This is a genomic window from uncultured Nitratireductor sp. (genome assembly GCF_913053745.1).
Classification (GTDB): Bacteria; Pseudomonadota; Alphaproteobacteria; order Rhizobiales; family Rhizobiaceae; genus Nitratireductor.
On record NZ_CAJXGF010000151.1, the window covers coordinates 1 to 10,508 of the forward strand.

A 10,508-nucleotide genomic window follows, 5' to 3' on the forward strand; every position below is an offset into this window, starting at 1 on the left:
TGGATGATATAACGGCTGAGCCCGGAAAGCTCGCCGGGATCGAACTTCGCAGCAGATTTCGATGTTGAGGTGGGATCGAACAGCGCGGTCAGCTCCTCCATGGAAGAGGCCGCAGTAACATTTTCCGATGTGCCTATCAGGACAGCCAGCGACGCCACCGCCATCGGTTCAACGCCAGCTTCGCGCAGGCTCGCCACGGAGAGCGCGCCGGTGCGTTTGGAAAGCCCCTCACCGGACACCGTGGTCAGCAGATTGTGGTGTCCAAAGGCCGGCGGTTCTGCGCCCAGCGCCTTGAACAAGGCAATCTGCGCACCGGTGTTGGTAACGTGATCGTCGCCTCGGATGATATGAGTCACGCCGAGGTCGATGTCGTCAACCACGGAAGGCAGGGTGTATAGATAGGTGCCGTCGGCGCGGATGAGAACCGGATCGGACATGGACGCCAGATCCACCGTCTGGGGCCCTCGCACCACATCGTCCCAGTGCACATCGGTGCGGCCGGTTGCGAAGGGATCGCCGGTAAAATTGGGCAGAAGGAAACGCCAGTGCGCTTTGCGCCCCTCAGCTTCGAACGCAGCCTTCTCCTCATCGGTGAGTTTTAGCGCCTCGCGCCCATAAACAGGTGGCAGGCGGCGGGACAGTCGGATCTTGCGCCGGCGCTCCAGTTCTTCCGGCGTCTCGTAACATGGATAAAGAAGGCCGGCCGCTTTCAATTTTTCGGCCGCTGCGTCGTACCGGTCGAAACGTGCCGACTGCGCGACTTTCTGATCGGGAACGACGCCGAGCCAGCTTAAATCCTGAGCGATGCCTTCGGCATATTCGCGGCGCGAACGTTCCACATCCGTGTCGTCGAAGCGCAGGATGAAGCGCCCGCTATGCTTCTTCGCATAGAGCCAGTTGAAGAGCGCGGTGCGCGTGTTGCCGATATGGATGTGGCCGGTTGGAGACGGCGCAAAACGAACGGTAACTGTCATGTTTGCGGGCGTATCCAAAAGCGTTGCATCTGGCAAGAAGAACGTGGCGTCATGCGGTTTGCAGACGCAGACTCAAACCGCGCGAGACAACGAGAAGCATCGCACTTGCGGCAAGGCAATAGAGCCCCATCATGCCGATCTGTAGCGGATAGCTGACACCTCGGTCGATCAGGAAACCGGTGATTCCTGGTCCCATCGCCGTGGCGAAGACCATGATGGCCACCGTCAACGCGCGGATCGAGCCGAGATGTCGGATACCGTAGACCTCCGGCCAGAGCGCTCCGAACAGGGTCGAAGAGAAGCCATAAGAAACGCCCATCAGCCCCATGAAGGCAAAGGCGCTCCACTGGGCCTCGCTGCCAGCAAGAATGAGACAGGCCGCTCCGAGCGGAACAAGGAAGCCCGGCAACAAGGCGACAGCAGAGAAACGGTCGATCAACTGTCCGGAGATCAGCGCAAAGATGACCGTCATGGATGCCATGAAGGTGAAAGAGGATGCAAAAACCTCTAGCGACCAGCCGCGCAATTCCACCAGATAAATCTGGTGGAAGAAGATGGTGGTGCCGATGAACCCCGGCGCCATGACACCGAGCAGCAGCAGGTAGAAAACCGGATCACGCACCACTTCGCCGCGCGTCCAGTCGCGCACCAGGCTTTTGCGCGCCGCCGGATCGCTGGCGCGCGGAGCACGCTCCACCGCTATCAGACCGGAGATGACCGGCAGCGCGAAGATGAGCAGAAGCACGGCGGCGATGATCCAACTGTTGCGCCAGCCGACAAGGGCAGCGACAGCAACGAAGCTCAGCGGCAGGATCGCCTCACCGACATTGTGCCCCAGCGTGGCGACGGAAACGGCACGGCCACGCTGGGCGGAAAACCATCGGCCCATCGCCGTCAGAGAATTGTGCGTCATCATCCCCTGCCCGAACAGGCGCAGCATGTAGATCGTAACCACCAGGACGACGATGGAATGCGACAGCGTCATCGACACACAGGCGAGCGCTAAAAGCGGAATGATGATGAAAGTGACTCTTCGCGCCGAATAACGATCAACGATCTGACCGAGACGCGGCAAGGTGAAAGCGCTGGCCAGTGTCGCCAGCATGTAAAGCGTCCCGAATGCACCGTGTGAAAGACCGTACTCGGCGCGGATATCGCCAGCCGACAACGAGATGAAGAACGTCTGACCGAAGGAAGAAAACAGCGTGAGAAGAAAGCCGCCCGCAAGCCAACGCGCGTTTTCGCGGAGAAAGATCAGATAGGACATGAATGGAACTCTGGTGCTTGTCGGCCCGAGCCACGGAAAGGCCACGGTGGCGGTTTTGTGCATCCTAGACGCCGTTGCAGATATCGCAATGGCCGTAACGGTTTCAGGGATTAATCCAGCGCTCTTGCAAAAAACATAAGAATCGACTTATCTATCAGCATGACTGAATCGGATATTTTCAGAGCCTTGGCAGATCCGACACGGAGGCAGTTGTTGGAGCGCTTGAGTGACGGCGAACGCAATGCGACGGAACTGCGCGAAGGCCTAGCGATGTCGCAGCCAGCGGTCTCACAACACATTGCAGTGCTGCGCAGTGCCGGATTGATCGAGGAAAAAAAAGCCGGACGACAGATGCGCTACAGCATCAGGCCGGACGGAATGGCTCCCGTCGTCGACTGGCTCGCCCGCTACCGCGCCTTCTGGCCCGAACGGGTCGACAAACTCAAAACGCTGCTCAAGGAGATGGACCAATGAGCGACGCCAACGAGAAAAAAACAAGCGAAAACATTGTCCTGGAATACGTTCTGGACTCTTCGCCAGAGAAGGTCTGGCGCGCGCTAACGATTCCTGAGCTCGCGGCGAGCTGGCTGGGCGAATGCGGTGACGGAAAAACCGGCCCAGCTTACGAAATGCTCGACACCGAGCCATACTCACGCGTGCGCTATGCTTGGCGCGATGACGAAACGAATGCGCCGGACACGCTGGTCACCTTCGAGATCGGTCCTATGCCCGACGGCAATACGTGGTTTCGTCTGACCCATAGCGCCGGTACGGTGCCGCCAGCAGCGGCCAACAGCAATGGAGTGCCGATGGCGCGCGCCGCCTGAGGCTCCACAACACGAAAATCGAAGACAAGGAGATCGCGCATGCGCGACACGATGGCGCTCGTCCCCATGGTCGTGGAGCAATCGCCGAGAGGCGAACGTTCCTTCGACATTTACTCAAGGCTCCTGCGGGAGCGGATCATCTTCCTCAATGGCGAGGTGAACGACGATTCGGCTGCGCTTATCTGCGCGCAGCTTCTGTTTCTGGAATCGGAAAATCCCGAGCGTGAGATTTCCTTTTACATCAACTCGCCAGGCGGTGTGGTGTCGAGCGGCTTTGCCATCTACGATACCATGCGCTTCATCAACAGCCCCGTGGCCACAGTCTGTATGGGCACTGCCGGCTCCATGGGGTCCTTTCTGCTGATGTCGGGTGAGCCCGGCCGGCGCGCCGCCCTCGCCAATGCCAGCGTTGTGCTGCATCAGCCTTCTGGAGGCTTCCGCGGACAGGCCTCAGACGTACAGCGTCACGCAGAAGACATATTGAAGCTCAAACGGCGCATGATCCGGCTGTATTCTGAGCATTGCGGGCGCAGCGAAGAAGAAGTGGAACGCACGCTCGATCGCGACTTCTTCATGACCGCGCAGGAAGCCTGCGACTGGGGTCTCGTCGACCGGGTTTATTCAACACGCACTGAACTGGAAAAGGCAAAACCGGCAACCGACCAAGAAGACTGATGCGTTTTGAGGGAGGGTTCGGCCTCCCTCGTCTCTACGCGGTTTGCGAGCGATGGGGCAGAGTCACTGTGAAAAGCACAGCAGCGGCCAGACAAAACAGACTGACGGTTCGAAACGCCGGTTCAATGCCGGTGAGATCGATCAGACGCCCACCGGTATAAGCGCCGAACCGCCCTCGAACCGTTCCGGCGCAGACAATTGCCATCCATCAAAAGCGACTATTATCCCTATTGAACAACACCTTATGACCGGTCCCTGAATCTGTTTGTGATCGGATAACGTCGATCCCGACCGAAATTTTTCCGAGTGATTTTCACGCCAGGCGCGGCCTGTCGGCGCTTGTACTCGGCGATATAAAGCAAATGCTCAACCCGATGCACGGTCTCGCGGTCATGGCCGCGCGCAACAATCGCATCGACGCTCATCTCGCCTTCGACCAAACATTCCAGAATGTCGTCCAGAGCCGGATAAGGCGGTAGCGAATCCTGATCCGTCTGATCAGGGCGCAGTTCAGCAGACGGCGCCTTGTCGATGATGTTTTGCGGAACGACCTCACCCGAAGGCCCCAACGCGCCAGGCGGCACGGTGGTGTTGCGCCAGGCAGACAGGGCATAGACCTGCATTTTGTAGACGTCCTTTATGGGATTGAAGCCACCATTCATATCGCCATAGAGCGTGGCGTAACCCACCGACATCTCCGATTTATTGCCGGTGGTGACGACCATGGAACCAAATTTATTGGAGACTGCCATCAGGATCGTACCACGAGTGCGACTCTGCAGATTCTCCTCCGTTACGCCTTCATCGGTGCCTTCGAAGAGCTGAGCGAGCGCACCAGAAAAACCTTCGACAGGTTCAAAGATCGGGACCATGTCGTAGCGGCAACCGAGAGCACGAGCGCAGGCTTCCGCGTCTTTTAGCGAATCCTGCGAGGTATAACGGTATGGCATCATGATGCAGCGCACCCGCTCTTCGCCCAGCGCATCAACGGCAAGCGCGGCACAAATCGCGGAATCGATTCCGCCGGAGAGCCCGAGAACCACATTCTTAAAGCCGTTCTTGTTCACATAGTCGCGCAGCCCCAGCATACAGGCGCGGTAATCGGCTTCTTCCTTCTCGGGAATCTTCGACATGGGACCGTCATCGCAGCGCCAGCCCTCCCCCTCCCGTTTCCAGGTGGAGACTGAGACGGCCTCCTCGAACTGGCTCATTTGGAACGCCAAAGATTTGTCCGCCTGAATGGCAAAGGATGCACCGTCGAAAACGAGCTCATCCTGTCCGCCAAGTTGATTGGCGTAAAGTATCGGCAGTCCACTTTCGATCACCTGGCGGATGACCACCTGATGACGCACTTCCACCTTGCCGCGATAATAAGGCGAGCCATTGGGCACAAGAAGCAACTCGGCGCCCGATTCGGCCAGCGTCTCGCACACGTCGAGTTCGCCCCAGATGTCTTCACAGACCGGAATGCCGATGCGGACGCCGCGGAAATTAACCGGTCCCGGCATATCCGGTCCCGGTTGGAAAACGCGTTTCTCGTCAAATTCGCCGTAATTGGGCAGATCCAGTTTGAAGCGTTCGGCGATCACCTTGCCGCCATCGAGCACCATGACCGCATTGTGGAGGCCGCTTTCCCGTTTCAAAGGTACACCGATAATGACGCCCGGACCGCCATCTTTCGTATCTTCGGCGAATGCGCGCACAGCCTCTTCGCACGCATTCACAAAGGCGGGTTTCAACACCAGATCTTCCGGTGGATAGCCAGCGATGAAAAGCTCTGTAAACAGAACCAGGTCGGCCCCTTGGCGCGCGGCGTCCGCCCGCGCCTCGCGCGCCTTGGCAAGATTTCCAGCGACATCTCCGACGACCGGATTAAGCTGAGCGGTGGCGATGCGCAGAATGTCGGAGGGGACAGACTTGGAGACCATGACGTTCCTGTTCAGTGAGGCAAGGACTTCTGGGTGCCTAAAGCGTGTAGCCTCTGCATCCCATGCTTGCAACACGCGGTCGGAGATCAGAGACCGACGCCAAGCCCCTCCTCGCTGCGATCCAGAATGAGGGGGATGATCAAATCCTCTTCGTCTTCCAGATGACGCAGAAGCATGTTGAGCAACGCCTCGTTCTCCATGGCATAGGCATCGCCCGCAAAGCGCTGTCGGTCGTGATCCGATTGGAGTGCCTGCAGAAACCGGCTCCCGGTTTCAGCGTTGCGTCCGAGTGCCTCGTGGATGACGTGGTGATCGTTGTCGAGAAGCTCGAATCCGCGCTTCATACGTGTCTCCGCCTTCTCGAAAACGGGGAAATAGTGGAGATCCTCGATCTGATGGTGCCCATGAAGCTGCTGCAGGAAGAAACACAGGCGAGGCGCGAACCAGGCAGCGAAGTCGTGAGGCGCCAGCTTGCCTTCCCGATAGTCGCCCGCACTGGTCTTCAACATCCCGCCAAGCTCACGAAACATATCGTGACGCTGCAACCAAAATTGCGCCATCTCGCCGAGATTGGGATGTTCCCACCACCCCTCGCGCGGGTACTTGTCAACGAGATAGCGCAAATCCGCCGGCAGGCCGGTACGCGTCTCAAGCTTAAGCGCTTCTGGCAGATCGGTCATTCCTGAGCGGCACTCTCCGCGACGACGACATCGGGACTGCTGCGCGCATATTGCGGCAACTCATCGGCGATAGCATAGAAATCGCCTTTATCGGCCACGAAAATATGACTTTCCGCAATCAGACCGGAAGGCAGATCGAATGCGCCGGCGAGGATGGAGATTTTGTCGGCGCCGTTGCGCTTCCAGAACAGCGCGGAACCGCAGGTCCTGCAAAAACCGCGCCGGGCAAAATCGGACGCTGCATACCAGGCAAGACTGTCTTCGCCGTCGATCGTCAAGTTGCAGATATCGACGTCCGTCGCGGCGTAATAAAGTCCGGTCTGTTTCCGGCACTGGGAGCAGTGACAATAGACGACACCGCGAAGCGCCCCCTTGGTGCGAAAACGGACCGTGCCGCATAGACACGATCCGCCTTGTTGTTTCGTCATGGTTTTTCTCCGAGAACGGTTTAGAGGTTTCCGGAACCATGATTACCAGTTGCATGCCGCAAACGACATCAACAATGCCTGAAGCTAAGCCTCAAGCCCGTTTCAGCCATTGGCGACCTTACCAGCCGGCAAAACTTCGCGATCCCGTTTCAGAAGCTCCGCCACCAGGAAAGACAACTCGAGCGCCTGATCGGCATTGAGGCGCGGGTCGCAATGGGTGTGATAACGATCCCGCAGTTCTTCATCGCGTATAGCGCGCGCACCGCCTGTGCATTCGGTGACGTTCTTGCCGGTCATCTCCACATGCAAACCGCCAGGATGTGAGCCTTCGGCGCGGTGCACCTCGAAAAACGTCTGCACCTCCTTGAGGATTCGGTCGAAGGGTCGGGTCTTGTAGCCTGCGGCGGTAACAGTATTGCCGTGCATGGGGTCGCAGGACCAGACGACCTTGCGCCCTTCCTTCTCAACCGCGCGGATGAGTTTGGGCAGGTATTCGCCCACATTTTCCGCACCGAAGCGGGCGATCAGGGTCAGGCGACCAGGCTCGTTCTCCGGGTTGAGAATGTCGATCAATTCGATCAGCCCATCTGGAGAGAGCGAGGGACCGCATTTGAGGCCGAGCGGGTTCTTGATACCCCGACAATATTCCACATGCGCGTGATCGGGCTGACGTGTACGATCACCAATCCAGATCATGTGACCAGACGTGGCATACCAATCGCCGGAGGTGGAATCGACGCGCGTCAGTGCCTCCTCGTAGCCCAGAAGCAGGCCTTCGTGGCTGGTGTAGAAATCCGTCTCGCGCAGCGCATGTGTGCTTTCGCCGGTGATCCCGATGGCGCGCATGAAATCCACTGTTTCGGAAATGCGGTTTGCCAGTTCCTGGTAACGCTCGGCCTGCGGGCTGTCGGACAGGAAGCCCAGCATCCATTTGTGAACATTCTCCAGATTGGCGAAACCGCCTTGCGCGAAAGCGCGCAGAAGGTTCAGCGTCGCAGCCGATTGGCGGTAGACCATTTCCTGACGCGCCGGATCGGGAATGCGCGAGGCCTCGTCAAATTCGATGCCATTGATGATGTCGCCCCGATAGCTCGGCAAGACGACATCGCCCTTGGTCTCGTTGTCGGATGAACGCGGCTTGGCGAACTGGCCGGCAATACGGCCGACCTTCACAACGGGCTGCGAACCAGCATAGGTCAACACCACAGCCATCTGAAGAAAGGCACGGAAAAAGTCGCGTATGTTGTCCGCGCCGTGCTCGGCGAAGCTTTCGGCGCAATCACCACCCTGGAGCAGGAATCCATTGCCCTCTGCAACGGCGGCGAGCTGCTTCTTGAGCTTGCGCGCCTCGCCCGCAAAAACGAGCGGCGGATACGTGGACATGCGCGCCTCGACCTCGGCCAGGGCGGCTGCATCCGGATAAGCCGGAACCTGCAGGATAGGCTTGTTTCTCCACGAATTCGGCGACCACTTCGTCATCTTGCTTACTCGACAGTTGCTACAGGATCATGCCCTCTATCCGCTGAAATCTCCAAGACGGATACCGGAAGGCCGCTTTCTTAACCAAAGGAAGCGATCGATGCTAGCCTGCAATTGTGGCGATGAGGAAACACTAGCGCACGAAAGATGCAAATCCAGCGACTTTTTGCATCAAAAGCGCATCGAAGTAAGCTTCTTCTTCGGCGCCGAGCGTCACCGAACGCGGGTAACTCGGCGTCTTGCGATCAGCAAGAACCGTCGCCGAGAAGCCATCGGTCTCCGCAACAAAACGCTCGACGCCGGCGCGCCCGTATTCGCGCAGGAAGCCCTGGAGAACGGCATCGAGGTAGGACTGGATGATTTCAAGCTGCGCAGGCGCATAAAGCGCGGCGGCTTCGTAAACATGAAGTGGGCAGCCAGCAGGCAATTCGGCGGCCGACAGTTCCAGATCGGTGGATGCAAGCCGCACGCGCCGATAGCGTTCTTCTCGCAAGTCGACAGCCGGCAAATTCTCCGCCCGGTCGATTACCAACAGACCGTCAATAACGGAGGCGGGATCGCGCCGCACGCTCAAAAGCGCCCGGTTGCTTTCCTCGTCCCGACGCACCCATTGGCGCCGCCACCCCTTCAAACGTGCCGGCAGAGCGTCGACAATCTCGGTACGAAGGGTATTGCGATTGACGAGCGACCCGTAGCCGAAATACGCAACCAGACCGCCCTCGCCTGCATTGTTTTGCATCTCAGTCGACCTGCTCGCCCTTCACAACGCGATAGGTGGGTTTGTACATAGTGACTAGTTCCTCGGCAGCGGAAGGATGGACCGCCATGGTTCGATCAAAATCGTCCTTCGACAGGCGCGCCTTCAGAGGAATGCCCAAAAGCTGTGCCATCTCGCCCGCATCCGGGCCCATCACATGCGCACCGAGCACACGCCGGCTCTCACCGTCAACCACCAGTTTCATGAGCATTTTTTCCTGCCGTCCCGAGAGCGTATGCCGCATGGGACGGAAGCTGGCGCGGTAGATCTCCAGTGTATCGAAGCGTTTGGCGGCATCGTCCTCCGAGAGCCCCACCGTGCCGATTTCAGGCTGCGAGAAGACAGCGGTGGCAATCGTGTCGTGATCCACCTCGGTCGGGTTGTTCTTGTATTCGGTCTCGATGAAGCACATGGCCTCGTGGATTGCCACCGGCGTGAGCTGAACGCGGTTCGTGACATCGCCCAAAGCCCAGATATTCTCGACATTGGTGCGCGAATATTGATCGACGACGATCTCACCGGCCTTGCCCGTCTCGACACCGGCAGCCTCTAGGCCCAGACCCTCGGTATTGGGAATGCGACCGATGGCGAGCATGATTTGCCCGGCCTGCAGCGTCTGTCCGGATTTCAGTTGCGCGAGAAGATCACCGTCGCCGCGCTTCTCCACTTTGGTGAGCACATCCTGGCAGAGAATCCTGATGCCCTTGGCTTCCATTGCATTGTGGAGTTCACGGCGCAGATCCTGATCGAAGCGCGAAAGAATTTCCTTGCCGCGATAGACCAGAGTCGTTTCGACCCCGAGACCGTGGAAAATATTGGCGAACTCAACGGCAATATAGCCACCGCCCTCAATAACAATACTTGCCGGCAGATCCGCCAGGTCGAATGCCTCGTTTGAGGAGATGCAATGCTCCTGCCCCGGCAGGGCCACATGCGGATTGGGGCGGCCACCGACAGCGACAACGTCAAGACCCGGCGGGAGGACAACATCGAGTTCCTGCTGGTCGACCTGACCCAGCGCGACCTCGAGGAATACTACAGCGGCTTCGCGAACCGGGCGCTGTGGCCGCTCCTCCACTACCGGCTCGACCTCGTCGACTTCGACCGGCGCGACATCACCGGTTATTTCCGCGTCAACGCCTTCTTTGCCCGGGTGCTGGCTTCGCAGCTCCGGCCCGACGACACGATCTGGGTGCAGGACTACCACCTGATCCCGCTGGCCGCCGAGCTCCGCGCCCGTGGCGTCACCAACAAGATCGGCTTCTTCCTCCACATTCCCTTCCCGCCGCCCGACGTGTTCTTCGCCATGCCGTGGCACCGGCGGCTGCTTGAGGCGTTCACCGCCTACGATCTCGTCGGTTTCCAGATCGACTACGACGCCGAGAACTTCATGAGCTGTCTCGCCCGCGAGGGGCTCGGCCGCGAAACCAGCCGCGGCACGTGCCGGGCCGGTGATCGCGAATTCCGGGTCGGCGCCTTCCCGATCGGCATCG

At 58.9% G+C, this 10,508-nt stretch carries 11 protein-coding genes and 1 pseudogene; 4 read left to right on the top strand and 8 right to left on the bottom strand.

Features of this window, described 5'->3' with window-relative positions:
* Positions 1-974, bottom strand: a 974-nt coding sequence (gene gltX, locus QZ638_RS19360; protein WP_295813537.1) for a glutamate--tRNA ligase, incomplete at its 3' end; no start/stop codon positions are given.
* A 49-nt stretch (positions 975-1,023) separates the two neighbouring features.
* Positions 1,024-2,241, bottom strand: coding sequence for an MFS transporter (locus QZ638_RS19365; protein WP_295813538.1), 1,218 nt, complete (start codon positions 2,239-2,241; stop codon positions 1,024-1,026).
* Positions 2,242-2,400: 159 nt separating this feature from the next.
* Between QZ638_RS19365 and QZ638_RS19370 the strand changes: the two genes are divergently transcribed.
* The 3 genes from QZ638_RS19370 to QZ638_RS19380 are packed head-to-tail and all read left to right on the top strand — an operon-like array spanning position 2,401 to position 3,743.
* The gene (locus QZ638_RS19370; protein WP_295813539.1) at positions 2,401-2,715 is read left to right on the top strand and encodes a metalloregulator ArsR/SmtB family transcription factor; all 315 of its coding nucleotides are present in this window, start codon (positions 2,401-2,403) and stop codon (positions 2,713-2,715) included.
* Positions 2,712-3,068: an SRPBCC domain-containing protein gene (locus QZ638_RS19375; RefSeq protein ID WP_295813540.1), complete on the top strand. Its 357-nt coding sequence runs from the start codon at positions 2,712-2,714 to the stop codon at positions 3,066-3,068. Before QZ638_RS19370 ends, QZ638_RS19375 begins: the two co-directional genes overlap by 4 nt.
* 39 nt (positions 3,069-3,107) lie before the next feature.
* Positions 3,108-3,743, top strand: a complete 636-nt coding sequence (locus QZ638_RS19380) for an ATP-dependent Clp protease proteolytic subunit (RefSeq protein WP_295813541.1) — start codon at positions 3,108-3,110, stop codon at positions 3,741-3,743.
* A gap of 242 nt (positions 3,744-3,985) precedes the next feature.
* On the opposite strand, the gene QZ638_RS19385 is transcribed toward QZ638_RS19380, so the two are convergent.
* From QZ638_RS19385 to QZ638_RS19410, 6 genes and pseudogenes are all read right to left on the bottom strand, one after another.
* Positions 3,986-5,671 carry an NAD+ synthase gene (locus tag QZ638_RS19385; protein WP_295813542.1) on the bottom strand — a complete coding sequence of 562 codons (1,686 nt, stop codon included), beginning with the start codon at positions 5,669-5,671 and terminating at the stop codon, positions 3,986-3,988.
* Between the two features lie 86 nt (positions 5,672-5,757).
* On the bottom strand, positions 5,758-6,351 hold the full coding sequence (locus QZ638_RS19390) for a hemerythrin domain-containing protein (RefSeq protein WP_295813543.1): 594 nt from the start codon (positions 6,349-6,351) through the stop codon (positions 5,758-5,760).
* On the bottom strand, positions 6,348-6,779 hold the full coding sequence (locus QZ638_RS19395) for a GFA family protein (RefSeq protein WP_295813544.1): 432 nt from the start codon (positions 6,777-6,779) through the stop codon (positions 6,348-6,350). The genes QZ638_RS19390 and QZ638_RS19395 overlap by 4 nt, the downstream gene beginning before the upstream one ends.
* 102 nt (positions 6,780-6,881) lie before the next feature.
* Positions 6,882-8,258, bottom strand: a complete 1,377-nt coding sequence (locus QZ638_RS19400; RefSeq protein ID WP_295813545.1) for a class II 3-deoxy-7-phosphoheptulonate synthase — start codon at positions 8,256-8,258, stop codon at positions 6,882-6,884.
* Between the two features lie 133 nt (positions 8,259-8,391).
* The gene (locus QZ638_RS19405) at positions 8,392-8,997 is read right to left on the bottom strand and encodes a gamma-glutamylcyclotransferase family protein (protein ID WP_295813546.1); all 606 of its coding nucleotides are present in this window, start codon (positions 8,995-8,997) and stop codon (positions 8,392-8,394) included.
* A 1-nt stretch (position 8,998) separates the two neighbouring features.
* Positions 8,999-9,979 (bottom strand): annotated as a pseudogene (locus QZ638_RS19410) (FAD-dependent oxidoreductase); the annotation flags it as partial.
* Between QZ638_RS19410 and QZ638_RS19415 the strand changes: the two are divergent.
* Positions 9,923-10,508: trehalose-6-phosphate synthase (locus QZ638_RS19415; protein WP_295813547.1), on the top strand; the 586-nt coding region annotated here is incomplete at its 3' end. The pseudogene QZ638_RS19410 and the gene QZ638_RS19415 overlap by 57 nt on opposite strands.

Coding starts and splice junctions, on each gene's coding strand:
- QZ638_RS19365 (WP_295813538.1), bottom strand. CDS start 2,241: ATGTCCTATCTGATCTTTCTCCGCGAAAACGCGCGTTGGCTTGCGGGC.
- QZ638_RS19375 (WP_295813540.1), top strand. CDS start 2,712: ATGAGCGACGCCAACGAGAAAAAAACAAGCGAAAACATTGTCCTGGAA.
- QZ638_RS19370 (WP_295813539.1), top strand. CDS start 2,401: ATGACTGAATCGGATATTTTCAGAGCCTTGGCAGATCCGACACGGAGG.
- QZ638_RS19390 (WP_295813543.1), bottom strand. CDS start 6,351: ATGACCGATCTGCCAGAAGCGCTTAAGCTTGAGACGCGTACCGGCCTG.
- QZ638_RS19405 (WP_295813546.1), bottom strand. CDS start 8,997: ATGCAAAACAATGCAGGCGAGGGCGGTCTGGTTGCGTATTTCGGCTAC.
- QZ638_RS19395 (WP_295813544.1), bottom strand. CDS start 6,779: ATGACGAAACAACAAGGCGGATCGTGTCTATGCGGCACGGTCCGTTTT.
- QZ638_RS19400 (WP_295813545.1), bottom strand. CDS start 8,258: ATGACGAAGTGGTCGCCGAATTCGTGGAGAAACAAGCCTATCCTGCAG.
- QZ638_RS19385 (WP_295813542.1), bottom strand. CDS start 5,671: ATGGTCTCCAAGTCTGTCCCCTCCGACATTCTGCGCATCGCCACCGCT.
- QZ638_RS19380 (WP_295813541.1), top strand. CDS start 3,108: ATGCGCGACACGATGGCGCTCGTCCCCATGGTCGTGGAGCAATCGCCG.